General features: G+C 58.7%; 23 protein-coding genes. 19 read left to right on the top strand and 4 right to left on the bottom strand.

What is annotated here, in order from left to right:
- Nucleotides 1-2: 2 nt before the first annotated feature.
- The 12 genes from SIC19_RS07950 to SIC19_RS07895 all read left to right on the top strand — a co-directional run bounded on the left by SIC19_RS07950 (nt 3) and on the right by SIC19_RS07895 (nt 16137).
- On the top strand, nt 3-1442 hold the full coding sequence (locus SIC19_RS07950) for an alginate export family protein (RefSeq protein WP_127402276.1): 1440 nt from the start codon (nt 3-5) through the stop codon (nt 1440-1442).
- Between the two features lie 9 nt (nt 1443-1451).
- Nucleotides 1452-3044, top strand: coding sequence for a right-handed parallel beta-helix repeat-containing protein (locus SIC19_RS07945; protein WP_127402275.1), 1593 nt, complete (start codon nt 1452-1454; stop codon nt 3042-3044).
- Between the two features lies 1 nt (nt 3045).
- Nucleotides 3046-4464 carry an MBOAT family O-acyltransferase gene (locus SIC19_RS07940; RefSeq protein WP_127402274.1) on the top strand — a complete coding sequence of 473 codons (1419 nt, stop codon included), beginning with the start codon at nt 3046-3048 and terminating at the stop codon, nt 4462-4464.
- Nucleotides 4465-4475: 11 nt separating this feature from the next.
- Nucleotides 4476-5627: an alginate O-acetyltransferase gene (locus SIC19_RS07935; RefSeq protein ID WP_127402273.1), complete on the top strand. Its 1152-nt coding sequence runs from the start codon at nt 4476-4478 to the stop codon at nt 5625-5627.
- An 11-nt stretch (nt 5628-5638) separates the two neighbouring features.
- Complete coding sequence (locus SIC19_RS07930; RefSeq protein ID WP_185906480.1) at nt 5639-6292, top strand: alginate O-acetyltransferase AlgF; 654 nt, start codon at nt 5639-5641, stop codon at nt 6290-6292.
- Entirely contained in the window at nt 6289-7713 is a 1425-nt protein-coding gene (locus tag SIC19_RS07925) for an alginate O-acetyltransferase AlgX-related protein (RefSeq protein WP_127402271.1), read from the top strand. Before SIC19_RS07930 ends, SIC19_RS07925 begins: the two co-directional genes overlap by 4 nt.
- Before the next feature lie 33 nt (nt 7714-7746).
- On the top strand, nt 7747-8931 hold the full coding sequence (locus SIC19_RS07920) for an alginate lyase family protein (RefSeq protein ID WP_185906479.1): 1185 nt from the start codon (nt 7747-7749) through the stop codon (nt 8929-8931).
- Nucleotides 8932-9012: 81 nt separating this feature from the next.
- Nucleotides 9013-10476: a mannose-1-phosphate guanylyltransferase/mannose-6-phosphate isomerase gene (locus SIC19_RS07915; RefSeq protein WP_127402269.1), complete on the top strand. Its 1464-nt coding sequence runs from the start codon at nt 9013-9015 to the stop codon at nt 10474-10476.
- A gap of 84 nt (nt 10477-10560) precedes the next feature.
- A complete protein-coding gene (locus tag SIC19_RS07910; protein ID WP_127402268.1) occupies nt 10561-11946 on the top strand; it encodes a phosphomannomutase in 1386 nt (461 codons plus the stop codon).
- 54 nt (nt 11947-12000) lie between these two features.
- Nucleotides 12001-13629, top strand: coding sequence for an acyl-CoA synthetase (locus tag SIC19_RS07905; RefSeq protein ID WP_126810713.1), 1629 nt, complete (start codon nt 12001-12003; stop codon nt 13627-13629).
- Between the two features lie 158 nt (nt 13630-13787).
- Nucleotides 13788-14939, top strand: a complete 1152-nt coding sequence (locus SIC19_RS07900) for an acyl-CoA dehydrogenase family protein (protein ID WP_036202699.1) — start codon at nt 13788-13790, stop codon at nt 14937-14939.
- A gap of 16 nt (nt 14940-14955) precedes the next feature.
- Entirely contained in the window at nt 14956-16137 is a 1182-nt protein-coding gene (locus SIC19_RS07895) for a thiolase family protein (protein WP_127402267.1), read from the top strand.
- Between the two features lie 15 nt (nt 16138-16152).
- On the opposite strand, the gene SIC19_RS07890 is transcribed toward SIC19_RS07895, so the two are convergent.
- Both SIC19_RS07890 and SIC19_RS07885 read right to left on the bottom strand, forming a co-directional pair.
- The gene (locus SIC19_RS07890) at nt 16153-17157 is read right to left on the bottom strand and encodes an AraC family transcriptional regulator (RefSeq protein ID WP_041334426.1); all 1005 of its coding nucleotides are present in this window, start codon (nt 17155-17157) and stop codon (nt 16153-16155) included.
- Nucleotides 17158-17260: 103 nt separating this feature from the next.
- Nucleotides 17261-17680, bottom strand: a complete 420-nt coding sequence (locus tag SIC19_RS07885) for a DUF4864 domain-containing protein (protein WP_127402266.1) — start codon at nt 17678-17680, stop codon at nt 17261-17263.
- A 173-nt stretch (nt 17681-17853) separates the two neighbouring features.
- Here SIC19_RS07885 and SIC19_RS07880 point away from each other — a divergent pair, with 173 nt between their 5' ends.
- Nucleotides 17854-18741 carry a chemotaxis protein gene (locus SIC19_RS07880; RefSeq protein ID WP_091643333.1) on the top strand — a complete coding sequence of 296 codons (888 nt, stop codon included), beginning with the start codon at nt 17854-17856 and terminating at the stop codon, nt 18739-18741.
- 3 nt (nt 18742-18744) lie between these two features.
- On the opposite strand, the gene SIC19_RS07875 is transcribed toward SIC19_RS07880, so the two are convergent.
- The gene (locus SIC19_RS07875; RefSeq protein ID WP_126810712.1) at nt 18745-19818 is read right to left on the bottom strand and encodes a mechanosensitive ion channel family protein; all 1074 of its coding nucleotides are present in this window, start codon (nt 19816-19818) and stop codon (nt 18745-18747) included.
- Nucleotides 19819-19930: 112 nt separating this feature from the next.
- On the opposite strand from SIC19_RS07875, the gene SIC19_RS07870 reads away from it, so the two are divergent.
- Both SIC19_RS07870 and SIC19_RS07865 read left to right on the top strand, forming a co-directional pair.
- The gene (locus tag SIC19_RS07870) at nt 19931-20773 is read left to right on the top strand and encodes a hypothetical protein (protein ID WP_228712283.1); all 843 of its coding nucleotides are present in this window, start codon (nt 19931-19933) and stop codon (nt 20771-20773) included.
- Nucleotides 20770-21456, top strand: a complete 687-nt coding sequence (locus SIC19_RS07865; RefSeq protein WP_075195353.1) for an NAD-dependent epimerase/dehydratase family protein — start codon at nt 20770-20772, stop codon at nt 21454-21456. The genes SIC19_RS07870 and SIC19_RS07865 overlap by 4 nt, the downstream gene beginning before the upstream one ends.
- A 3-nt stretch (nt 21457-21459) precedes the next feature.
- On the opposite strand, the gene SIC19_RS07860 is transcribed toward SIC19_RS07865, so the two are convergent.
- Nucleotides 21460-22272 (bottom strand): enoyl-CoA hydratase/isomerase family protein, encoded by an 813-nt coding sequence (locus SIC19_RS07860; RefSeq protein ID WP_269399811.1) that lies wholly within the window; start codon nt 22270-22272, stop codon nt 21460-21462.
- Nucleotides 22273-22503: 231 nt separating this feature from the next.
- On the opposite strand from SIC19_RS07860, the gene SIC19_RS07855 reads away from it, so the two are divergent.
- From SIC19_RS07855 to SIC19_RS07840, 4 genes are read left to right on the top strand one after another with little or no spacing between them, the layout of a single operon-like run.
- The gene (locus SIC19_RS07855; RefSeq protein WP_127402264.1) at nt 22504-23319 is read left to right on the top strand and encodes an ABC transporter ATP-binding protein; all 816 of its coding nucleotides are present in this window, start codon (nt 22504-22506) and stop codon (nt 23317-23319) included.
- On the top strand, nt 23319-24197 hold the full coding sequence (locus SIC19_RS07850; RefSeq protein ID WP_036202727.1) for a branched-chain amino acid ABC transporter permease: 879 nt from the start codon (nt 23319-23321) through the stop codon (nt 24195-24197). Before SIC19_RS07855 ends, SIC19_RS07850 begins: the two co-directional genes overlap by 1 nt.
- Before the next feature lies 1 nt (nt 24198).
- A complete protein-coding gene (locus SIC19_RS07845; protein WP_041334440.1) occupies nt 24199-25242 on the top strand; it encodes a branched-chain amino acid ABC transporter permease in 1044 nt (347 codons plus the stop codon).
- A 59-nt stretch (nt 25243-25301) separates the two neighbouring features.
- Nucleotides 25302-26510 carry an ABC transporter substrate-binding protein gene (locus SIC19_RS07840; RefSeq protein WP_127402263.1) on the top strand — a complete coding sequence of 403 codons (1209 nt, stop codon included), beginning with the start codon at nt 25302-25304 and terminating at the stop codon, nt 26508-26510.
- The last annotated feature ends 2 nt before the right edge of the window (nt 26511-26512 follow it).

The raw sequence follows: 26512 nt of genomic DNA, 5'->3' as shown, positions 1-26512 counted from the left end.
CAATGCAGCTTATAAAGAATGATCGATTAACTCTCCTGGCGCTCTCTGTCAGTTGCCTGGTTTCACTGGGTGCGGCGCCCGCTGTGGCGCAGTCAATGGCAGAAGCTGAAGCCAACCAGAGTTACCCACGGCTGGTTGAGCAGAACGTGAAATCCAAGCTGAGCTTTATCAGCGAAGGTGATCGCCGTCTTGGGCTGGGCCCCAATGGTGAGACCAAGTCCAATGAGGCCGGGCTTGATATCAAACCCGAGTGGGTCTGGCAGTTGTCTCCGCACTGGCGCTCAAAACTGCGCCTGCAGGCGTTTGGCGCAACCGGTCAGGTAGACGTCAGCGACGAAATCGGCGGCACCACGACCGATGGCTTTTTTGCGCTCCGTGAGGCCTGGCTGGATTACAACGGCCTGAGTGACTATCCCGGCGAGTCGATTCGCTTTGGCCGTGAGCGGCTTAAGGAAAACAGCGGTATATGGTGGGACGACGACATTACCCTCACACGCTGGATCTTCAATACATCGCTGCTTGACGCCACGGTGGGTGTTGCCCAGAAGTTCGCTGAGTTGCGAACCGACACCAACGAACTTCAGGGTTATGAGCAAGACATCGCTCGCATGTTTGTCCACACGCGCTGGCAATGGCGGAAAGGGCACTATCTGGGTTTTCTGGCCACGCATGGGCAGGGTTATGGCAGTCAGGCTGACGAGTATGCGGCGCGAGGGCAGACCCTGGATGACAGCTTTACCGATTCGCTGACCTGGACGGCCATCCAGGCGGACCGAAGTTATTTCGATTGGCACTCCCACGATGCGTTTCAGTATTTCGCATCGGTTGCGGCAGTGAATGGTACGGACACTGTGATCGGTACAGACCCCAGTGCGCCCAGTGGCTTCAGTGATCGTGAACGCGATGTCTCCGGTTGGGCGGCGGACCTGGGCGCGCGTGCCCAACTGCTGGATACGCCCCGCTGGGTTGTCGGTGCTCACGGTGCCGTTGCGTCCGGTGGCGGTGGGCCGGGCGAAAGTGACGCCTTCCGGCAAACCAGCCTGGAAAGCAACCGCTCACGGTTTACCGGCACCCGTTCCCAGGTTCAGCGTTTTGGCGAGGCCATTCAGCCCGAATGGACCAACTTAAAGGTGTTCACGCTCTATACTGCGCTATCTGACCGCGACACCTGGGACGCCAACCTGCTGTATCACCGTTACTGGCTGAGTGATGAAAACGGCACCGTGCGCTCCGACCTGGTCGAGCCCGGTTTTACCGGCAGCAGTGACGATCTCGGGCAGTCGGTGGACTTGGTGCTGGGCTACTACGGCGACAGTGCTTCAACGTCCTGGGCGGCGTTTGATGTGCGTTTCCGTGGCGGCGTTTTCATGCCGGGTGATGCCTATGGTGACGATGCTGATGCCAGGCATCGGGTGGTTGTGGATGTTTCGAAGCGGTTCTGAGGAGAGCTCATGATAGCCCGAGAAAGCATGTGGGTCCTGAGCCTGCTGATCACCACACTGACACTGCCTGTGCAGGGTGTCGCCGCAGGCAATGCTGGCGCTGGCAGAACGGCGACCCCACCGCCGGCGATTGCGCCCCTGATGGAAGACTACGACATCGAGATAAAGCCCGGTGAGGAACTGTACTTGCCGGAGCCGGAACTGCCCGATGTGTCGGCTTATAGCCGTGACGCCATCGAGGCAAAGCTTGCCGGTCGGCAGGATTCCGCGCCGAATGTAACGGTGGAACGTATGGGCGGGGTCAGTGCACTGGGGGATTTCGTGGACGAAGGGCGGGCGCGCGAGTGGGTGATCCGTCAGTTTTCACATCCTCAGGCGATTATGGTTAACAGCGGGAAGGTGACGCTGGAGGATGTCTATCGGCAGGTGAATGATCGTCGCTACATGGAACAGGTCGGCGATGGTACTTACATCATTCGTTTGCCGCTGGCGGTCAAACAAGAGGCCACCCTGGTTCTGCGCGATGAGACCCTGCGGCTGTCGGAGGAGCGTGGTTCGTTTATTGCCAACGACGGCTGGCTGTTTGCCATTGACAGCAAGATTATTGGGTGGCGCGAGGAGGCCAATGGCCCGGCCACGTTCCAGAAGAAAGGCAACTTCCGCCCGTTCTATGTGGGCTGGGGCGGTAGCGAGAACTTTATTCTCGGCACCACCATGGCAAATCTGGGTTATCTCCAGAGTAAATCCTACGGCTTCACGGTGGCCCAGTATTCCGAGTACGACAACGCCCGCCTGCAGCGCAGCGCGCCCCATGCCTGGCTGGTGGAATCCACCTTCGAGGATCTCTACTACGGGTTCTACTGCTATGAGGCGGAAGACGTTGCCATCGTCGATAACGTCTATCGCAATAACGTTGTTTACGGCATCGACCCTCATGACTACTCCAGCCGACTGCTGATTGCCAACAACGAGGTTTATGGCACCCGTGAGAAGCACGGCATCATCATCTCCCGCGAGGTAAATAACAGCTGGATTGTTGGCAACCGTAGCTATGACAACGGGCTATCCGGCATCGTGCTGGACCGCCAGAGCAGCAACAACGTGGTGGCCAATAACGTTTCCTATGACAACCAGGGTGACGGAATCGGGCTCTACGAGTCGCCGGACAACCTGCTCTGGGGCAACCGGTTGATGAACAATCTGCGCAATGGCATCCGGGTCAGAAACAGCAGCAATGTGAATGTCTACCACAACGTTGCGGTGCTCAACGGTACCTGGGGTATTTATGGCCAGTTGAAAGACCTGTCCGCCACCGACCGTAATTTCAAAGAAGACTTCTACTCCTACGAGGTGTCGATGAACGTGGTGGGCGGCGAACTAGCCTCCAACGCCAGCGGTCCCCTGTCGACCGACAACCCTGCTTACATCGCAATTTATGACGTTGGAATGCGATTCCCCAGGTCAGACGTGGGGATCCACTTCGAGGGTGTGCTTGGCAAATACCAGATGCAGATTTTTGACGCACTACGGAACCAGGGGCGTGCAGTATTCATAGAGCCCAAGGCTGTGGTGTCGGGCCAGGTTACGCAGGCGGAGAACTGACATGGTTTTTTCATCCAATATCTTCCTGTTTCTGTTCCTGCCCGCCTTTCTGGGGTTGTATTACCTGACACCGTTCAGGCACCGCTCACTGGTTATCCTGATCGGCAGCTACGCCTTCTATGCCTGGTGGCGGGTGGATTTCCTGTTGCTGTTCGTGGCCGTGACCTTCTGGAACTATTTCATCGGTCTGGCAATACACCGCGCCGGCATTGGCACCGCGAATGCCCGCAAGTGGGTTGCCATTGGTGTTGGTGGTGACCTGGCGACGCTCGGCTACTTCAAGTACGCCAACTTTGGTGTCGACAGCTTGAACAACCTGCTGGTCAGCGCCGGCAGTCAGCCGCTGGAACTGGCGAATATCATCCTGCCCATCGGCATTTCCTTCTACATCTTCCAGGCCATTTCCTACGTGGTGGATGTCTATCGAGGGGATACGGAACCGACCCGGCGGTTTATTGATTTCGCGGCCTTCATTGCGTTGTTCCCCCAGCTGATTGCCGGGCCGGTTCTACGTTACAAGGACCTGGCGGACCAATTCACCTACCGCACCCATACCATGGAAAAATTCGGTGAGGGTGCGTTCAGGTTCATGCAGGGCTTCATCAAGAAAGTCTTTATCGCCGACTCGATAGCACCGCTGGCGGACAGCGCCTTTGCGCTGTCTGATCCCAGTACGGCGGATGCCTGGCTGGGCATTCTGGCGTACACCGCGCAGCTGTATTTCGACTTTTCCGGCTACTCTGATATGGCCATCGGCCTGGGTCTGATGATGGGCTTCCGGTTTAACGAGAACTTCAACCAGCCCTACATCAGCCAGAGCATTACCGAGTTCTGGCGTCGTTGGCATATCAGCCTGTCCACCTGGCTGCGGGATTACCTGTACATCCCCCTGGGCGGCAACCGCAACAGTACTGTCAAAACCTATCGCAACCTGCTGCTCACCATGTTGCTCGGTGGCCTCTGGCACGGCGCCAACTGGACGTTCCTGTTGTGGGGTGCCTGGCACGGTCTGTTGCTGTCAGTGGAAAGGGCGCTGGGTGTGTCGGGCAGCCCGTCCGGGTTCCGGTTTTTCCGGTGGGCGCTGACCTTCCTGTTCGTGATGCTGGGCTGGGTCACCTTCAGGGCCAGCACGCTCACCGAGGCCTTCGGCTTCTACGGTGCGATGTTCAGTTTCGACGGTGCCGGCCTGAGTGATGTCTTTGTCCAGGGCATTCGGGACCTGAATCTGGCGATCCTGGTAGTGGCTTTCGGAGTGATCGCGATGATGGGGCTGAAGGATCGGCTCGGGCATCGTGACGTTGGCCCTGTCCTGTCCGGCTGGCGGTCTGCCGCCGCGCCGTTGCTGGTACCGGTGTTTGCGCTCGCCGTGTTGAAGCTGTCCGCTGAGAGTTTCTCACCGTTCCTGTATTTCCAGTTCTGAGGGTGGATCTGATGACTAAAACGTCTGCACGAATCACGGCTTTTCTCTTCATCGCGCTGGTCCTGGTTCTGGGTGTGCTGTCCTTGCGGCCCTTGCTGGGTTACCAGGCCGAAACAGGGCTGAGCCCGGTCAACGGTGAATTGGCCCGAAACCTGGAGAGCCATTACGACGATCAGTTCCCGGCGAAGGATCTGGGAACCAATCTCTGGGCCGCGATCAACTACACGCTCTTTGACGAGGGCCGGAAAGGCGTTGTCGTGGGGCAGGATGAGTGGCTGTTCACCGACGAGGAAATCTACCCGGCCAGCCGTGACGGCGAGGTGGTCGACCGCAACCTGGGTCGTGTTCAGCGCGTCGCCGACTATCTGTTGGCCGAGGGCGTTCCACTGGTTGTGCTGGTGGTGCCCGCCAAGGCCCGAATCCATTCGGACAAGCTGGGCAGTACAAAGCCGGAACCGATGATGATGTCACTGTACAACCGGTTCCAGCAGTCGCTGGCAACGGCGGGCATTCCCGCGCCGGAACTCAAACCGCTGTTGGAGCAGGCACAGCACCGTGGTGAACCGGTGTTCCTGAGAACCGACACCCACTGGTCGCCGACTGGCGCAAACCTATACGCGGAGGGCGCTGCCGAATTTATCCGCGACCGCTTCAATGGTTTGTCCTGGGGTGAACAGAGCTTTATGACATCGATTGCCCAACCGGTCCAGCACCGGGGTGACTTGCTCAATTACATTCCGGTGGAACCGGCATTTACCGACTTCGGCCCTGCGCCTGACCAGCTGGAACCAAGAACAACGCGCGCTCAAAACGACGGCCAGGCGAACGCCAGCGCCCTGTTTGACGATGGCGCCACCAACACCGTGCTGGTCGGTACAAGTTACAGCGCCAATGAGCAGTGGGATTTTCCCGGTGCCTTGCGAAAGCATCTTGGTCAGGACCTGATCAACGTGGCCGAAGAAGGCGACGGGCCTATCGTACCGATGATCGATTACCTGAATTCTTCCGATTTCCGGGATCAGCCGCCACAACTGGTGATCTGGGAATTTCCCGAGCGTTACCTGGCGCAGCCACTGGAGTCTGAACAGGCTCAGGCGTGGTTCCGCCAGGCCGACAAGACGCTGACCGCACACGCGGCTAGCCGTTCTGAAACCAACCCCTGAGGATGATGAAAATGAGAGCACTGATGCATACCGCTTTTTTTGCCCTGATCAGCAGTTTGCTGGTCTCCATGAACATGGCCCAGGCCGGCGAGGACGCGCTTTATGCCGCGGAGGCACCGGACGGGGCGGCTTTCATTCGCGTGGTGAACGCGGATGCCAGCGGCGCCATCGCCCGCGCTTCGGTGGGCGACAAGGTGATCAAGGAAGTGTCGCCATTGGAGGCGAGCCCCTACATCTACCTTTCTGAGGGTAACTATCAGGTGGACGTTGCCGGTCAGAAGACGTCCGTCAACATGAAAAAGAACGAGTTCTACACCGTGGTTGTACTGGATTCCGGTGAGATGAAAGTGATGAAGGATGTCGCCTTCGACAACCCTCGCAAGGCGCTGCTTTCATTCTATAACCTGACCAGCAATGGCGGGGTCACTTTGAAAACGTCCGACGGCAAAGTAGCCGTGATTGATGCAGTGGGCTCCCTTGATGTGGCTAATCGCGAGATCAATGCCGTCAGCATTGCGCTGGGCGCTTTTCAGAGTGACAAAGCGCTGGCCACCACGAGTGAGGTGAACCTACAGCGCGGCAAGGTATTCAGCGTGTTTGCGATTGATGTGGGTGGCGAACCCAGGCTGGTTGTCGCTGAAAACCGAGTGGATACGTCGGTATGAAGCAGGTGTTCAGAGGCCGTGGGTTATGGGCGCTGGTTGCGCTCGGGCTGCTCAGTGTCGCGGGCGTAAAGGCCAGCGCCGCCGAGCTGCCGGAGTACAATATTGAGCGCTGTTGTGACTTGTGCCCACTCACGGCATACCCATCCAGCTACGACACCGGTTATCTGAAGAATTTCAAGATGCTGGTCCAGGGCAAAGACGGCTGGCTGTTCCGTTCGGAAGCGGAGCTGGTGGAGCAGTTCGGGCCGAATCTGGAAGGCCTGAAACACCTGAAGCGCTTTGCCAGGCACCTGAAAGAAACCACCGGTACCGAATTGGTGATGGTGTTCCAGCCTACAAAAGGCCTGGTCCATCCCAATCATCTGCCCGCGACATCGCCGGTACCGTTCAGTTGGAACGTGGCTCGTAAAAACTACGCTGACGCGTTGATGCGTTTTCGTCAGGCAGGGCTGGTGGTTCCGGATTTGACGCCGCTTCTGGACGAAGAAACACGTGAAGACGCCTTCTTCTTTAAACGGGATCACCACTGGACTCCGTATGGTGCGCGACGGACCGCGGAGGTCGTGGCGGAGCGAATCAAGGACATGCCGGCCTATCAGTCGCTGTCGCAGCATGAATTCGTGACTCGTCGGTCCGGGTTGATCCGAAAAGACGGGTCGCTTCAGGACGCGGTTAAACGGATATGCGGCTTCGAATACGGCTCGCAGTACGTGGACGAATTTCGCACGGAATCCTCCGGCACCGGCCAGTCCGCTGAAGCCAGCGCCCTGTTTGGCGACCAGGAGTTGCCATCGATAACGCTGGTCGGCACCAGTAACAGCAAGGGCGCTCAGGACTACAACTTCGTCGGTGCGCTGCAGGAGTTCCTGGGTGTGGAAGTGCTCAACGTTGCCGTTGCAGGCGGCAGCTACGACGGATCCATGTACGAGTACCTGCTTTCCGACAACTTCCGGGAGTCGCCACCCAAGATCATGATCTGGGAGGTGCCCGGTTACCACAACCTCGACAGTGCGGAGTTCTATCGGCAGGTCACACCGATGATCAGTGGTGCCTGTGAGAGCCAGGAGCCGGTGTTGCAGAAAACCACGCCGGTCAAGGCCGGGACCACCGAAGTGCTCTACAACGGCGGTGGACAGTTCATCGAAATGCCGAGCAACGAATACGTCGTCGACCTGCAGTTCAGTGACCCGGGGGTGAAAGAGGTTGATGCCTTCATCTGGTACGTGTTCGGGCGCAAGGACCGCGTGGATATGGAGTACGGCGATCGGGTTGAAACCCCTGGCCGGTTTGTCTTCGAGCTCCCGGAAGGGCCGAACTGGAACGATGAAATGTTCATGTCGCTGGACCTCGCGCTGAAACCGGAGCAGGTCTCGGAAGGCTTAACGGTAACCACGAAAATCTGTCGCCGTCAGGACATCTGACGCACATTCATCCAACGCATAGAGAGGATGGTTATGCGAATCCAACAACGCTCTGAACATCGACAATGGGGCCGGGTGCTGCTGTCTGCGGCGATAACCGCCGTCTTTGGTGTGAGTAGCGTTCACGCCGGGCAGTGCCTGAACGGACAACTGCGTGCTCCGGTGGGCTATTACCAGACGCCGGAAGACAAGGATGGCGGTGACTACGACTGCGAGCGGGTGGAGCCGCACGTCGGCTCGCTGTCGCTGACCAGTAAGTACAAGGGCAGTGACAGCGCTCGCAACAATCTGAACAAGCAGGCCTATGAAGAGTACAAGAAGGCCACCAGCAACGTGCGTGATTTCGAGAAGGCTGTTATCGCTGCCGCCGATGACTACCAGGTTGATGGTGATGGCCCCGAAGCGCTGGATTGCGTATTGGACAACCTCGACGCGTGGGCATCATCGGATGCCCTGTTGACGGATGACATCAATCACGTCGGTCAGGCGGTACGCAAATGGGCACTGGCAGCCGCTGCGAACGCCTATCTCAGGATGTGGACGTCGGCGCCGGAGGCCGCCATGGACCTGGAGCGGGCGCGCCGAATTGAAGACTGGTTCCTGCGCCTGAGCGACGGGGTCCGCGATTACTATACGGACCGAGAAGCCAAGAAGGTCAACAACCATGATTACTGGGCCGCCTGGGCCGTGATGTCGGCATCGGTGGCAACCCAGGACTGCGACGACTGGAACTGGTCGCTGGCCAAGTTCGATGAAGCCATGGGGCAGATCAATGAGGACGGTTACCTGCCCAAGGAACTCAGCCGGGAAACCCGGGCCTTGGAATACATGAACTACGCCATGCAGCCCCTGACCATGATCGCGCTGTTTGCCGAGGTCAATGGCAACTCTGTTTATGAGCGTTACCAGGATCAGTTTACGAAAATGGCCGGAAATGTCGTCGCGGGGCTGGATGATCCGGAACGAATTGAAGACATCACCGGAGACGAGCAGATTGTCGACGGGCTTTATAAGGCCTGGTCCCTGGCCTGGATGGAACCCTGGCAGGCCGCCTGGGGACCTGTTGAGGGAATGCCCGCCTTTCTGGATGAACTTCGGCCGATGAAATCCACCCGTCTGGGTGGCGATATTTCCTATCTGTACGGCATTAACCCGCTGTGGCCCGAGGGCGCGCAGCCGGATCCACCCAGCAACATCACCCTAAGTAAACGGTTCTAACGGGCCCTGGTTCAAGGGTCCAGATTAATACGCCAACGGACGTCCCTGTGGTACGTCTTTGTAGAGCAAAGGAGCAGAACGATGATTCCAGTCATACTCTCAGGTGGTAACGGTTCACGGCTTTGGCCCCTCTCGCGCCAGGCCTATCCCAAGCAGTTCCTCCCATTGGTGGGGGAACAAAGTATGTTGCAGGAAACTCTGTGCCGGCTGCCGGTCGACGACGCCGAGTCGCCGGTTGTGGTGGCCAACGATGAGCACCGCTTTATTGTCAAAGAGCAGTTGGAGGCCATAGGCCGTCAACCGTTGTCGATACTGCTGGAGCCGTTTGGCCGCAACACCGCCCCGGCGGTCGCGATGGCCGCTATCGAAGTGGCGCGAAAAGATCCCAAAGCCATCATGCTGGTGTTGCCCGCGGATCATGCCATTGAAAATGTCGAGGCGTTCCAGCGGGCTGTTGCCCAGGGGCAGGAAGCCGCCAGGTCCGGAGGGTTGGTGCTGTTTGGCATTACGCCAACCCGGCCGGAAACCGGCTACGGCTATATCGCTGCCGGCCAGTCCGGGGAAGCCCCCGGTGCTGCCCGGCCGGTGTCCCGCTTCATCGAGAAGCCGGACGCCGAAAAAGCCGCCGCGCTGCTGTCTGCCGGTGGTTACTACTGGAATAGCGGCATGTTCACGTTCCGAGCCGACAGCTACCTGGCGGAACTGAAAAAACACAGCCCGGACATTTACGACACCTGTCTTCTGGCCGCCCGAAGCCTGGAGCGGGACATGGACTTCACCCGTATTCCGTCGGAGATATTCGAGCATTGCCCGGACGATTCCATTGACTACGCGGTGATGGAGAAAACATCGAAAGCCTTGTTGGTGCCCATGGATGCCGGCTGGAGCGACGTTGGCTCCTGGTCCACGATCTGGGATGTGACCGACAAGGACGAGAACGCCAATGCCATTCTGGGCGACGCCTGCCTGGAAGACAGTGACAACTGCCTGGTGCACACCTCGGACAAGCTGGTGGCCATGTTGGGCGTGAAAGACCTGGTGGTGGTCGATACCAAGGATGCATTGATGGTTGCCCACAAGGACAAGGTGCAGGACGTCAAGAAACTGGTGAAGCGGCTGAACGGTGACCAACGCTCGGAAACCCGCACACATCGACAGGTGTATCGCCCCTGGGGCAGCTACGACAGCATCGATATGGGCAACCGTTTTCAGGTGAAGCGCATAAGCGTCAAACCGGGCGAGAAGCTGTCGTTGCAGAAGCACCATCACCGGGCCGAGCACTGGATCATCGTCAAGGGCACTGCCGAAGTGACCCGTGACGAGGAAACGTTCCTGCTCTCAGAAAACGAATCGACCTATATCCCCATCGGAGCGGTACACCGGTTGTTTAACCCCGGATGCATTCCTCTCGAACTGATTGAAGTCCAGTCCGGCGCCTACCTGGGCGAGGATGACATTGAACGTCTGGACGACCGGTACGGTCGCGCGGCGCCCACCCCGGATGTGGAGGAAGATCAGATTCCGGTGATGTCGGAAAAAGTCTAGGGCCAACGCGGCCCGCTTTGCAGAGTTGTTAGTGGCTGCACAGCGGGCCGCGTTATTGATCGAAGGTTAGACGGAGAAACAGTTATGGACGTGTCCTGTTTTAAAGCCTATGACCTGCGTGGGCAGGTTCCCGAGCAGTTGAATCCTGAGCTGGCGGAGCGAATCGGACGTGCGTATGTGGAGCTGACAAGCGCCCGCCGGGTTGTGGTGGGTTACGACATCCGGCTATCGAGCCCGGAAATCTCGGCGGCATTGACTGCCGGGCTCAAGGCGGCCGGGGCGGATGTCTATGACATCGGTCTTTGCGGTACCGAGCAGATCTACTTTGCCACCAGTCATTACAGCATGGATGGCGGCATCATGGTGACGGCCAGTCACAATCCAAAGGACCACAATGGCATGAAGCTGGTCGGTCTTGAATCGCGCCCCATCAGCTCGGATAACGGCTTGAATACCATCCGCGACAGGGTGTCCCAGCCGTTTATGGATGCCGCCGTTCCCGGACGCTCAGAGAGCCTTTCAGTGGAGGCCGACTATATCCATCATTTGCTGGGATACATCGATGGCACCACGATTACCCCTCTGAAGGTGGTGGTTAACGCGGGCAATGGCGGTGCGGGCCCGGTCATCGACGCGTTGTCGCGATGGTTGCCCTTTGATTTCGTGCGGCTGCATCACGAACCGGACGGGCACTTTCCGAACGGAGTTCCCAATCCCCTGCTTGAGGAAAACCGAGCGGTCACCGCCGAGGCGGTTCTGCGCGAAGGGGCGGATATGGGGATCGCCTGGGACGGTGACTACGACCGTTGTTTCTTCTTCGACGAAAACGGCCGATTTATCGAAGGTTATTACATCGTGGGCCTGTTGGCGGACCAGTTCCTGCAGAAGGTGGATGGCGGCAAGATCATTCACGACCCGCGGCTGACCTGGAACACCCAGGAGTTGGTCCGAAAGGCTGGCGGAACGCCCATCGAAAGCAAAACCGGACACGCGTTCATCAAACAGCGCATGCGCGAGGAAGATGCCCTGTATGGGGGTGAAATGAGCGCCCACCACTACTTCCGGGACTTCGCCTACTGCGACAGCGGCATGATTCCGTGGCTTCTGGTTGCCGAACGTCTGTGCCAGACCGGGCAGCCGCTATCGTCACTGATCGACGCCCGCATTGACGCTTTCCCCGCCAGTGGTGAGATTAACCGTACGGTGGATGATCCGGCCCGGTTGCTCGCGGTGATCGAGGAGATCTATGGTGCCGATGCTGTATCGGTGGGACACGTTGATGGCCTGAGTGTTGAGTTTGAACGCTGGCGGTTCAATCTCCGGATGTCGAACACGGAGCCGCTGGTGCGGCTGAATGTGGAGTCCCGGGGGGACATTGCCCTGATGAAGGAAAAGACCTTTGAGCTGCTGGCGGAAATGGCGCGGCTGGATCAGCCGGATACCCGTCGAACGGCTACGGGGGCTCGCTGAAACGTCGGCTGTGCCCTATAGTCAGGTGTTGGATAACAACACCAGGAGACCAGTATGAACTCCATCTTCGACAAGGGATTAGAGCCAACCGACGCCAATAACGCCACACTGACACCGCTGGATTTCCTGGCCCGCACGGCCAGCGTGTACCCGGAATACCCGGCGGTGATTCATGGTGCCACACGCCGCAACTGGCAGCAGACCTACGAGCGTTGTCGCCGCCTGGCGTCCGCGCTGGCTGACAAAGGTGTCGGCAAGGGCGACACCGTTGCTGCCATGCTGCCAAACATTCCGCCCATGCTGGAGTGTCATTTTGGCATCCCCATGTTGGGGGCAGTACTCAATGCCCTGAACACCCGCCTGGATGCCAAAGCCATCGCCTTCATGCTGGAGCACGGCGAGGCGAAAGTGCTGATTGCCGACCGGGAGTTTGGCGACGTCATCAACGAAGCCGTCGGCATGCTCGACAACCCGCCACAGGTGATTGACGTCAACGACCCCGAATTCAGTGGTGCCGGAACCCAGGTGAGCGATCTGGATTACGACGCTTTCGTGGCCAGCGGCGACCCGGCCTTTGACTGGCAAATGCCGGAAAATGAATGGGATGCGATTTCGCTGTGCTATACCTCCGGCACCACTGGTAACCCGAAAGGCGTGGTGTATCACCATCGCGGTGCCTATGAGAACGCCATGGGCAACCAGGCGGTGTGGTCCATGGGTATGCATCCGGTGTACCTGTGGACACTGCCGATGTTCCACTGCAATGGCTGGTGTTTCCCTTGGACCATCACTGCCTTTGCAGGCACCCATGTGTGCCTGCGTAAGGTAGAGCCAGAGAAAATCCTGCAGCTGATCAGCGAACACAAAGTCAGCCACATGTGTGGTGCGCCTATTGTACTGAACACCTTGCTGGGCGCTTCGGACGCTGCAAAATCCAGCTTCAGCCATACCGTTCAGGCAATGACCGCAGGTGCGGCACCTCCGGCAAAGGTCATCGAAGCCATCGAAAACATGGGCTTTCGCGTGACCCACGTTTACGGGCTTACCGAGGTGTACGGACCGGTCACGGTATGCGCCTGGAAATCCGAATGGGATGACCTGCCGGTGGAAGACCGGGCCAGAATCAAGGCACGGCAGGGCGTTCGCTACCATACCCTGGCCGGCATGATGGTGGGTGACCCGGAAACCATGGAAGCAGTGCCGAAAGACGGCAACACCATCGGCGAGATCTTCCTGCGCGGCAACACAGTAATGAAGGGTTACCTGAAAAACCCCAAAGCCACCGAAGAGGCATTCCGCGGCGGCTGGTTCCACACCGGGGACCTGGCCGTCTGGCATGAGGATGGCTACGCGGAGATCAAGGACCGCCTGAAAGACATCATCATTTCCGGCGGCGAGAACATCTCCACCATTGAGGTGGAGGACATACTCTACCGTCATCCCGACATCCTCGAGGCCGCCGTGGTGGCAAGGCCGGACGAAAAGTGGGGCGAAACACCCTGCGCCTTCGTCACCCTCAAGCCCGAAGCAGGGGACGTCAGCGAAGACGACATCATCGCCTTCTGCCGGGAGCGACTGGCGAAGTTCAAAGTGCCCAAGACCATTGTGTTCAGCGAACTGCCGAAAACCTCCACCGGCAAGATCCAGAAGTTCGTGCTGCGGGACGACGCCAAAAACCTCTGACCGCGCGTTATAAACCCCGGGGCTGCCAGCGATGCGGCCCCGGGGTGCTATTTTTTATCAAATTTCCTGCCCGGTTATGTCATGGCGCTCAGACCGTGACTGCGACAGACTGACCGTTATCCAATCAAGGCCACACTAATCACCGACGGGAGACACCCATGACCAGCGCTGTTGATAAAGAAGAACTCGACATGTTCCGGGAGTCCGTCATCAAGGCCCTGGAAACCGAAGTAACGCCCCACTATGAAGAATGGGAACACTCCGGCATCGTGCCCCGGGAACTCTGGAACACCCTGGGCAACGCCGGCATGCTGTGCGTCGACGTACCCGAAGACTGGGGCGGCTGCGGTGCGCCCTTCCTGTACTCCGTTGTCGTGGGCGAAGAAATGGCCCGCATGGGCTTCGGCGCTCTGTCCACCAACGTCATGGTGCACTCCGACATCGTCGCCCCGTACCTCAGCCATATCGGCAACGAAGAACAGCGCCAGTACTGGTTGCCGAAAATGGTCTCCGGCGAAGCGGTGGGTGCCATCGCCATGACCGAACCCGGCGCCGGCAGCGATCTCCAGGCCATCCGCACCAGCGCGGTGAAAGACGGGGACGACTACATCCTCAACGGCTCCAAAACCTTCATCACCAACGGCCAACACGCCGACATGGTCATCGTCGCTGCCAAAACCGACCCCAAAGCCGGTGCCCGTGGCATCAGCCTGTTCCTGGTCGACACCTCGTTGCCCGGTTACAGCAAAGGCCGCAACCTCGACAAAATCGGCCAGCACTCCGGCGACACCTCGGAACTCTTCTTCTCCGACATGCGCATCCCCGCCTCCGCGCTGCTGGGTGAAGAAGGCCAGGGCTTCATGTACCTGATGCGCGAACTCCCCCGCGAGCGCCTCGTCATCGGTGCTCTCGGCGTTGCCGCCGCACGCGGCGCCCTGGACCTGACCATCAACTACGCCCAGGAACGGGAACTGTTCGGCCAGAAACTGGCCCAACTGCAAAACACCCGTTTTGAAATCGCCCGCATGGAAACCGACTGCCGCGTCAACCGCGCCTTCGTCGACGAATGCATCGCGCTTTACGAAAAAGGCGAACTCGACGCGCCCACAGCTTCCATGGCCAAGTACAGCGCCACGGAAATGCAGTGCCGGGTAGCCGACGGTTGTTTGCAGTTGTTCGGCGGTTACGGTTACACCAGCGAGTATCCGATTTCGAGAGCGTTTATCGACGCCAGAGTGCAGAGAATTTACGGCGGCACTTCGGAAGTGATGAAAGAAATCATCGCACGGTCGGTTTTAGGTAAGGCTTAATCAGAGGATTGAAGACATGAATAGCAACGATGTAGTCATCGCAGGATCAGCAAGAACTCCCATGGGCGGCATGATGGGCGATCTCAGCTCCGTGCGCTCCCCGGATCTCGGCGCCATCTCCATCAAGGCCGCCATCGAAAGAAGCGGCCTGCAGCCCGCCGACATCCAGGAAGTCATCATGGGCTGCGTACTGCCCGGTGGCCTCGGCCAGGCACCCGCACGCCAGGCCTCCCGCGCCTCCGGCATCCCCGACTCCAGCGGCTGCACCACCGTCAACAAAATGTGCGGCTCCGGCATGCAAGCCGTCATCATGGCCCACGACCAGATCAAAGCCGGCACCAACAGCATCATGATCGCCGGCGGCATGGAAAATATGAGCCAGGCACCTTACCTGCTGCCAAAAGCCCGCGCCGGAATGCGCATGGGCCACGGGCAGGTCATGGATTCCATGTTCCTCGACGGCCTTGAAGACGCCTACGAAGGCGGCCTCATGGGCGTCTTTGCCCAGCGCACCGCCGACAAATACGACATCAGCCGCGAGGCCATGGACAACTTCGCCATCGCCTCCCTCGAACGCTCCCTGTCGGCCATCAAGAACGGCGGATTCTCCGACGAAATCACCCCCGTGACCGTCTCCGGCCGTGGTGGCGACACCGTGGTGGATACCGACGAACAGCCAGGCAAAGCCAAGCCCGAGAAAATTCCCCACCTCAAACCGGCCTTTGCCAAAGACGGCTCTGTCACCGCCGCCAACGCCAGCTCCATCAGCGACGGCGCCTCCGCGATGGTACTGGCCACCCGCGAAGAAGCCGAAAAGCGCGGCCTCACTCCCCAGGCCCGTATCGTCGCCCACGCGACACATGCCCGCCTGCCAGCCGAGTTCACCCTTGCGCCCATCGGTGCCATCGAAAAGGTACTGAAGAAAGCCGGCTGGAGCCGCGACGACGTCGACCTGTTCGAAATCAACGAAGCGTTTGCCGTGGTTACCCTGGCCGCCATCAATGAGCTTGGGCTCGATGCCGACAAGGTCAACGTTCATGGCGGCGCCTGTGCCCTGGGTCACCCCATCGGCTCCTCAGGGTCGCGGATCATGGTCACCCTGATCAACGCCCTGAAGCAGCGTGGTCTCAAGCGTGGCGTGGCGTCCCTGTGTATCGGGGGCGGGGAAGGTACCGCTGTCGCGATCGAACTGCTGTAAGCGGAGAAAGAAGAACTACTGGTCCTGCTTGCGGTAGGCCAGTGGGCTGAGCCCGGTCCAGTGCTTGAAGGCACGGGAAAAAGCGCCGGGCTCGGTAAATCCCAGCTGTGATGAGATCTCCGACACCGTCAGGTTCTGCCGCGTGAGCATAATCACCGCCTGGTCCCGCCGCAGGTTGTCCTTGATCTTCTGGTAGGAACTGCCCTCCGCCTTCAGTTTGCGCGACAGGGTGTAGGCGGTCATATGCAGCTGCCCGGCGATCTGTTCCAGCGTGGGCAGGCGATCATCGTCCACGTTTTCCAGAATCTGCCGAACCTGGGTTGTCAGGCTGTCGTCCTCATCGGTCCAGATCAGCAGGTTGCGCGGCGACTTCTCAATAAAACCATCCAGTTCCTCCGGCGTTCGCGTCACCGGCATGTCCAGATAATTGTGGCTGAAAAACAGGCTGTTGCGGTCGCGGTTAAAGAAACACTGGCAGGGGAAAACAAACCGGTACTCGTCAAAGTGTCCGGGCAAATCATGCTGGAAGGTGGCGTGGCTGAGTACGATCTTGCGTCCGATCAGCCAGCCGATTAATCGGTGCCACACCATCAGTAGCCATTCCACCAGGAAGTTGTCCGGGTCCAGTTCCGGATGGCGGTGGGTGATGCTCAGCTCCACTTCATCGCCGCGGGTGTCCAGCTCAATCACCATGTCATCGGAGAACAGCCGGTAGCAGCGAATGCTCTGGCGGATCACCTCTTCCAGGTTGCTGCTGTGTACCACCAACGATCCCATCAGGTGAAAGTGCCCCACGCGGCAGGGCTGTGTGGTACGGCCCATGAACTCGTCATCCAGTTTGCCCCACACCAGCCGGAACAGGCGGATAAACTGTTCCGTGGGCACCCGTGCCCGTGGCGAGTGGATGAACTCCGGGTCGATGCCATTATTGCGAAGCAGTTCGTCGGAATAGCCACCGGCCTTCTCCAGGCCATAAAGAACGGCCCTGGCGTAATGAGAGGAGAAGGTCAGGTTCTTCATAGGTGGTGTTCAGGCTCTGCCGGCAATCAGGTTCATGGACTGTATCTTACGGACGGACAGAGCTGAAAGACATAGGCGTCAGAAACCATTAGCCGGTCAGCGATTATATAGAGCTTGGACCCTCTTTGAGCCCGACGCCGCCGATTTTCCAGTCATCACCATTCTTGACCATATGGTAGTGGGCGATCCAGCGTTTGCCCTCCGGCCCCAACAACCGTACCACCTGAATCTGGAAACCGGGGTGGGGTATGCGCTCCATGAACTCAATGGACGAGGCCCGGTGGACGGGCGCATAGGATAGCTTCACCATATCGTAGAACGACTCTATCGAGCCGGATTGCTGCTTGATGCCTTCCGAGGCATGGTCCCAGGCAGCTTGCCTGTCGTCATTGGCGAAGGCTTCAATCTGCGACAGGATCGTGTTCTGGATGGCGTCATCGATATTGTCGTCGTCGGCATGACCACCCACGGCCATGACGGCGAAGAACAGGAATACCGATATTAGTGCAAAGGCGCGTTTCATCGAATAGCCTCCCGATGACAACAGTATAGGTGATACGCGGGAGAGGAAGCGCTGGATTCACTGGCAGCCGATGCGACCTCCGAAGGGCTGCAAAATCTTACAATGTCGGTTTGGGCGGCATGTTATCTTTCGCCTGTTATACTTTTTCCAAAGCTCCTGACAGGTTTGAGGTTATGGCCGAGGGTACCAAACACCCCCAGAAACTGCTGTTGTTTTATCTGACCAATCAGAGGCCATTCGGCCTGGGCACCCTGAAAATCCGGGAAATCATGCCCTTTGTTCCGCTGACCAAGCTACCACACAGCCATTCGGCGGTGATCGGTACCATGAGCTTTCGCGGCTCCGCCGTGCCGGTGATCGACATGGCTGCTGCCGTGGGTTACCAGCCGTTGACGGCGGAAGAACGCAAGACCGCTTCGATCATCGTGACCGATGTTCAGCGCCAGGAAATCGGGTTCCTTGTGCGCAGTGTGCGGAAAATCGTGGAAACCGAGTGGAAGAAGGTTATGCCCCCGCCGAAGAGTCTTGGCGACCGTGCCTTCATTACCGGCCTGGTGAATATCGATGATCAGATCGTGCAGTTGCTGGACGTGGAGCTGTTGCTGGCACGGGTGTACCCGGAGTCCGTAAACCCCCGGGAAGTCACGCTGACAGACGTTCAACGGGAAACTCTGAAAGGCCTGAATATCCTGCTGGTGGACGACTCCCAGGTGGCTCGCAAACAGCTCTCGGACGCCCTGGACAGCAAGGATGTGAGCTATTTTGTCACCACCAACGGGCAGGATGCACTGGACCTGATGCTGAACGCCAACCGCGATGGAAAACCCATCAACATCCTGGTGAGCGACATCGAAATGCCCGGCCTGGACGGCTACGAGCTGACCTTCAATGTGAGGGACAGCGGCAACGCCCTGAAGCAGCCGTACATCATTCTGCATACCTCCCTGAACAGTGAAATGAGCGTGAGTTACGCCAAACAGGTGGGGGCAGACGAGGCATTGACCAAATTCGATGCCGAAGAGCTGCTGCACGCCATGCTGCGCGGGGCAGAACAGGGGTGAGGGTTACTGGTCGGGCGTTTCCACCAGCCTGGCACGAACCCTTGGTAGATGCGCCGGAAACTGCGCCTGTATAAAGGTGATCAACCCCTCGCGGATGGCGCAGCGGAGATTCCAGAGTGAGCTTGAGTCCCTGGCACTGAGCAGGAAGCGCACCTCGATATTGGCCTCGCCGGCTTCGGTCACCTGCACGATCTTGGTCTTCCCGTCCCAGTCCGGCGCCTGTTCCAGCAGCCTCTCAAACTCGGTTCGTAGTGGTTCGATAGGCATGGAATAATCGACGGTGATGAACACCGTTCCCATCATTTCGGTGTCGTTTCTCGACCAGTTCTGGAACGGGTTTTCGATAAACCATTGCAGCGGCACTACCAGCCGCCGCAAATCCCAGACCCTCAGCACCACGTAGGTGGCGGTGACTTCCTCCACCCAGCACCATTCGCCCTGTACATGCAGTACGTCATCGATGCGGAACGGTTGGGTGAGGGCGATCTGCATGCCCGCTAACAGGTTGCCCAACACCGGTTTGGCGGCGAAGCCGAGAATAATGCCGCCAATGCCCGCAGATGCCAGCAGGCTGCTGCCAAGATGACGAACCGGCTCGAACGTGACCAGCGCGGCGCCCAGGCCCACAATGACGATGAGAATGTTCAGCACCCTCACCAGGAAGCGCGTTTGTGTTTCCACTTTGCGGGCGCGTTTCCACTGGCCTTCCAGGACTGGATTCAGAGAGACGATGACGTCGCCGATGGCTGACGTGCAGCGCACCAGCGCCCAGGTGACGGCCACAATCAGCAGCAGCGTGGCGGCGTGGCGGAAGTGGTTGATCAGAGGCAGGTCCTGGGACGCCGCTTCCAAGATGGCGTTGAGCACCACCAGGGTAATGGCAATGCCCAGAGCGGTTGATGAGGCATCCAGAAACAGGCGGGGAACTGTTTTGCTGCGGGTTAAGCGTTGAACCGTTGCCAGCACACCCTTGTACACAAGAAAGGTGATAGCCATTGAGAGCAGGACGGTAACGCCCGGGTGCCACCAGGCTTCAAGGCCTGCCTTCAGCGTGTTCAGGGTTTCAAAATCAGTCATGGGCGATCGGCATTGAATCAGCGGGTGGGCCAGTCTGTTGTTGTCGTCAGTTTAAACTGCTTTTCAATGGCGTGATATGGTTGCGCTTCGTTCCTTGCTCCAAAATGCGTTTATGAAACTGATCCTCAGCCGTAAAGGCTTTGATTCCTCCGCAGGCGGCTGTCCCAGCCCGGTGTTCCCTGACAGGTCTTTCTATACCCTGCCGATCCCCGACTCGCGTTCCCGGATCACCTACCATGATATCCATCACGATGGTCTGAATGTTGGCAAGCTGGTGGCCGACCTGACCGGCAACCGGCGTGGTGGCGCCCGAAGGGCTCACCTCGACCCGGACCTGATCGCTGACGCCTATCCCCGGGAAACCGGCTGGCGGCCCTGCCTGGGGCAAACCGGCGCTGCACAGGGGCACCTCCGTAAACAGCAGGTGGGGGTGGGGGATCTGTTCCTGTTTTTCGGTCTGTTTCGGAACGTGGAAAAACAGGGCAGGCGCTGGCAGTTTGTAAAACAGGCCCGCCCGTTTCACGGGCTGTGGGGCTGGCTCCAGATTGGCGATGTTTACCGCATTGATGAGTTGTCGGATAGTGACCTGCGGTGGGCCCGCTACCATCCGCACTTCCATGGTCAGCCAGATGGTGGCAATACGCTCCATGTGGCCTCCGATGCCCTGCAGCTTGAGGGGCGATCAACCGGCCTTCCGGGTGCCGGGGTGTTTGGACGCCTGGAGGAGCGGCAACGCCTGACGGCACCGGATGCCGCTTCGACCACGCAATGGCGATTACCCGGGTGTTTCTATCCGGATTCGGCGGACACCGCGATGAGTTTTCACGGTAACCTCGCCCGCTGGTCCCGGGACGGGGAATACTGCACTCTGAAAAGTGCCTCGCGGGGGCAGGAGTTTGTGCTGGATACTAGTGGGTGTTCGGGTGTTGTTTCGTGGTTGAGGGAGATTCTATGAAAGTGATGCTATTGGGTGCCACTGGCCTGACCGGTGGCCAGGTGCTAGAAGGTCTGCTGGCGCGGGAAGACGTGTCATCGGTCGTCGCGCCCGTGCGTCGAGCGTTGCCGCTGAACCATGAAAAACTGCATCAGCAGGAAGTGGATTTCGACCGCCTGGATGAACACAGTGATCTGTTCGCGGTGGATGCCATCGTCTGTTGCCTGGGCACCACCATCAAGAAGGCCGGCTCTCGCGAGCAGTTCCGTAAAGTGGACTACGGTTACCCGATGAAAGCGGCGGAGCTTGGCCGGGCAAACGGTGCACAGGTATTCGTGCTGATGTCTGCCATTGCCTCCTCATCGTCTTCCACCGTTTTCTACAATCGGGTGAAGGGTGAACTGGAAGACGGCATAAAGTCGCTGGGCTATCCCTGCCTGTCCATCTACCAACCCAGTCTGCTGCTGGGCGAACGCAACGAGCAGCGCACCGCCGAAGCACTGGGCATAAAAGCCATGCCCCTCATCAACCGGGCGTTGATCGGCCCACTGGAAAAGTTTCGCGGTATTGAGGCGGTCACCGTGGCCAGGGCAATGGTTAACGAGGTGTCGGCGCTTGCTCAGCAGGCGCCCGCGCAATCGGAGGTTCGGGTACACGAGTACCCGGACATCAAGGCGTTGGCTGCCCAGGATGTAGCATCCTGACAGTCAGGATCCGTGGAACTCAGGGGGGCGCTTGGCCAGGAACGCGGCGACGCCTTCTGCGAAATCCCCGGTCCGGGTCAGTTCCAGGAACGCTTCCTTTTCGGCTTCCAGTTGGGCAGCCAACTGATCGCCACAGGCTCCGTCCGTAAGCCGTCGAAAGGCACCGAAGGCTCGGGTGGGGCCATTCGCGACGTTTCTCGTTATCTCAGTCACTCGTTTTTCAAAGTCGGCTTCCGGAACAGACTCAGTGATCATGCCCCAGTCCCTGGCTTCGGTCGCACTCAGGGTTCGGCCCAGCAGCATTAACTCGGCTGCCCGCCCAGCGCCGATCTTGTGGGCCAGGAACCAGCTACCACCACAGTCAGGAATGGCGCCAATGCCGTTGTAGGCCAGCAAAAACTTGGTGTCTTCCTGAGCAATGACAAGGTCCGCCATCAGTGCCAGGCTCAGCCCGGCACCAGCCGCAACCCCCTTGACCACCGCGATCACCGGGGCGTCCATGCTGCGCAACAGGAGGATGGCCGGGTTGACCGCACCCAGGATGGCGCTGACGGCTTTGCCCGCCTGTTCGGGAGAGCCGGTCATACTGGCGATATCCCCGCCCGCCATAAAAGCGCGCCCGGAGCCGGTCAGAACGATGCATCGAAGGCCTGACCGGTCTTTCAGTGCCTGAGCCTCCGCGAGAAAGGCTTCTGCCATGGGCACACTGATTGCGTTCAGGGCTGCTGGCCGGTTGAAAGTCATCGTTGCAATGCCCGTATCGGCGTCGAATTCGGTGGTTACCAATGAGTCTGACATGGTGGATGTTTCTCTCATCGTGGTGGGCCTATGGCTTCATTATTTGTTCAGCGCCCTTCGGTGTCTGACAGGTAACAGGGTAGAAGGGTTTGCCCAATGTTGCCTGAATGGACTACTTTTAATCTGGATCGGGGATCTCCCGATGACAAGAAAAAACAACAACGACAATCATCTTCGGGCGTGAGATGGGTACCAGCAGGGCGTGTTCGCGAGCCTGTCTGCCCGGCGCCAGGGGTGCCGGGAGGTAATGTGAGCATCCTTGAGATCAGTAACCTGTCTCTCTCATTTGGTGGCGTCAAGGCGCTGCAGGATGTCAGTTTCCATGTGCCTGAAAACACCGTCACGACCATTATCGGCCCGAACGGTGCGGGCAAGACCTCGCTTTTTAACTGCATCTCCGGCTTTTACAAACCGCAGCAGGGCACCATTCGCTACCATGGCCAAGAGTTGCCGGGCAGTATCAAGCCGCCGAAGCGAGCCGCCCTTGGCCTTGCCCGAACCTTCCAGAATATAGCCCTGTTCCGGGGTATGACCGTACTCGACAACATCAAGCTTGGCGCCCATGTGCACATGAAGAGCGGACTGCTCAGTGCGCTGGTTTATTTCGGGCCGGCCCGCCGGGAGGAAATGGCTGTTCGCAGGGAAGTGGAAGAGCGGATTATCGACTTCCTGGAAATCGATCATATACGACGCCAGCCGGTGGCCAGCCTCTCATACGGGCTTCAAAAACGGGTTGAGCTTGCCCGGGCCCTAGCCATGCAACCAAAGGTGCTGATGCTGGACGAACCGGTGGCCGGCATGAATCGGGAAGAGAAAGAGGACATGGCCCGATTTATTCTGGATATCCGGGAAGAGTGGGGCATTACCGTGCTGATGGTAGAGCACGACATGGGCATGGTGATGGACATATCCGACCATATCGCGGTGCTGAATTTCGGCCAGGTTATTACCGAAGGCGTGCCGGCGGATGTTCAGAACAACCCCGAGGTGATCAAGGCTTATCTGGGCAACAGTGACATCGACAGTTTGCGAAGAAAGCTCAATCCAGAAGGGGAGGTTGCCTGATGGATTGGTTGTTCTTTGGTGAAATCAGCCTCGCCGGTTTGGCCATGGGCGGGCTTTACGCCCTTATCGCGCTGGGGTTTGTGATCATCTACAAGGCCACCCGGGTGATCAATTTTGCCATTGGCGAGATCATGATGTTTGCCGCCTATCTGTTCCTGGCCTTTGCTGGTGGCATGGAGTTGTCACCATGGATTGCCCTGCCGCTGGCGGTGATCGGTGGCAGTATTCTGGGCGGTGTGATCGAGAAGACCATGATCCGGCCCATGCTGGGTGAGTCCCCCATCTCGGTGGTGATGGTCACCATCGGCATTGGCAGTATCCTGGTGGGCCTGGTGGAGTTCATCTGGACCGCCGACCCGCAGTTGTTGCCCCGTTTTCTGCCACGGGAGCCGGTGTTTATCGGCCCACTCTACCTCGCTCCAAAAATTGCCTACGGCTTTCTGATCGGTTCGGCCCTGCTCATTATTTATCTGCTTTATTTCCGCTTCTCCCGGGGTGGCGTGGCCCTGAGGGCAACGGCCTCGGATCAGGCGGCGGCCTATTCCATGGGCATTAACGTGCGCCGGGTATTCAACATGGCCTGGGTGTTTGGCTCTCTTGCGGCATCGTTGGCCGGTGTGTTGGTGGCCGCCACCGGCGGACTCAGTCCGCAGTTCGGGATCATTGGTCTGAGTGTGCTGGTGGTGGTGATCGTTGGCGGCCTGGACAGCATTCTCGGTGCCCTGGTGGCTGGCGTGTTCATCGGCTGGCTGGAAACGGTTGCGGGTGCTTATCTCGGAGGCGAGTACCGTATGCCGGCAACATTCCTGGTGCTGGCGGTGATCCTGGTTATCCGCCCCTATGGCCTTTTTGGCACCCACGAAATAGAGCGAGTGTAAGATGCGCATCGGTGACGCGAAACAGAGTTACGAGGCCGATGAGGCAATCTGGACCAGCCAGACCCAAAAGCTGTGGCTGGGTCTTTTCCTGCTGATTCTTGTGGTGTTCCCGTTTGCCGTCGACTCTTACCTGCTGTACCTGGGCTGCCTGGTTGGTATTGCCGTAATCAGCACCACCGGCCTGAACATCCTGACCGGCTTTACCGGGCTGATTTCCCTGGGGCAGGCCGGGTTCATGGGTGTTGGCGCCTACACGGTGGCCTGGCTGTCCATCAACACCGGCCTGCCGTTTCCGGTCACTCTGGTGCTGGCCGGGCTTATGGCTGCTGCCGTCGGGATTCTGGTGGGCCTGCCCTCACTGCGGGTCAAAGGCCTGTATCTGGCCATCGCCACCCTGGCTGCGAGCGTATTCCTGCACTTCATTTTCGCCGAGTGGGAATCGGTAACCGGTGGCATGGGTGGCCTGAGCCTGGAGCCAGCGCACCTGTTCGGGCTGACGTTCCAGAGTGACTTCATGATGTATTTCATCATCGTGCCGCTGGCGGTGCTGATGGTGCTGGCGGCCCGGAATGTGTTCCGGACACGAATCGGCAGGGCCTTTATTGCCATTCGAGACCGGGATATTTCCGCCGAGATTCTCGGCATTAACCTTCTGCGCTACAAACTGATGTCGTTCGCGCTCAGCTCGTTCTACGCCGGCGTGGCCGGTGGCCTGTTTGCCTATTTCTACCGTGTGGTTACCCCGGAGAGCTTTCCGCTTTCCATGTCCATTTTCTATCTGGCGGCGGTGATCGTGGGGGGCATGGGCAATCTGTTGGGGGGCATCCTCGGTGCTGCTTTCATGACCCTGGTGCCGGAAGCGCTGAAACTGCTGACAGCGGCCCTGACTCCGTTCTACCCCAACGCGCCCGTGTTCATGTCGCCGATGCTGGAAATCATCTTTGGCGCCCTGATCGTGGGCTTCCTGATTTTTGAACCTCATGGGCTTGCGGAAATCTGGCACCGTATCCGTCGCTTTTTCCGCCTCTGGCCGTTCCGGAATTAATGGTTCTCTCACGGGAACCCGTGCAACACCAACAACAAGAAGCCGCAAGGAGAATGAACATGTTCAGAAACATCCTCAAAAAAGGTCGCCGGCTTGCCGGGCTTGGTAGCCTGGTTGCTGCGCTGACAGTCGCCGCGCCGGTGATGTCACAGGACAAGGAGCCCGTCGTGTTTGGCGGCTCCATACCGCTCTCCGGCGTGTTTGCGTTTGCCGGTATTCACATCCACGCCGGTCTGACCGACTACACCAACTGGATCAACAGCCAGGGGGGCATCAATGGCCACCCGGTCGAGTATGTGATGGAAGACACCGCCTATGAGGTGGATCGTTCGGTGGCGGCCTTCAAGAAAATTTCCGGTAGCAGTTCCCCGGCTACCTATTACGGCGACAGCACCGGTTTCATGAAAGCCATCGCCTCTGAGCTCAATAGCCAGGGCAATACTCTGATGAGCGGGGCGTCGTTCGCGACCGCGCTGACGGATAACGAGCAATACCCTTACCAGTTCATTCCCGGCCCGAACTATAGCCAGATGTTCGGCATCATTCTGGAGTACATCGCCACCCAGGGTGAAGGCGGTGATATGCCTACCGTGGCCTTTGTTTACAGTGATACCGAATTTGGTAAGGACCCCATCGAAAACGGCAAAGCCCGCGCGGGCGAGCTGGGCATCGAGGTTGTCGAGGAAATTGTGACCAAGCCCGGCAGTGTGGATGTGTCCGCCGAGGTTTTGAAGCTTCGCCGGGTGCGACCGGACTTTGTGGTGTTTCATGGCTACGTACTGTCGCCGATCAACGAGTTCATGGTGCAGATGCGCCAGATGGGCCTCGATACCCAGTTCATGGGCACCTTCTGGTCCTCGGACAAACTGATCATCGACAAGATGGGAGCGGATGCCGATGGCTACATGGGCGTAATGCCCTACAACTATTACGACAGCGAGGAAAGCGGGCCCATGCTTGAAGCCCTCCGTGCCCAGGCGGAGAAGAGCGATCCGGAAGCGGGCTACCGTCCCACCGGCTACATGCAGGGGTGGTTCAATGCCATGGTCTGGACAGAAGTGGTCAAGCGCACGCTCGATGCGGGGAAAGAACTGACCGGAGACAACATGGCGGAATCTCTTGCCTCGATTGAGGACTGGGATACTGGCGGCATTATCGGCATTCCGGTCACCGTGCGAAACATGTCCTTCCCGGTCGGCCGTATCTGGCGGGTGAATGCTAAAGAAGGCCGTTATGAGCCGGTATCGGACTGGATTCACCTCGACTGAGG

It is taken from the genome of Marinobacter sp. MIT930201 (assembly GCF_047122665.1).
GTDB classification, from domain to species: Bacteria; Pseudomonadota; Gammaproteobacteria; order Pseudomonadales; family Oleiphilaceae; genus Marinobacter; species Marinobacter salarius.
The sequence above is the reverse complement of the archived record's forward strand: the minus strand, read 5'-3'. Positions and strand labels throughout refer to the sequence as shown.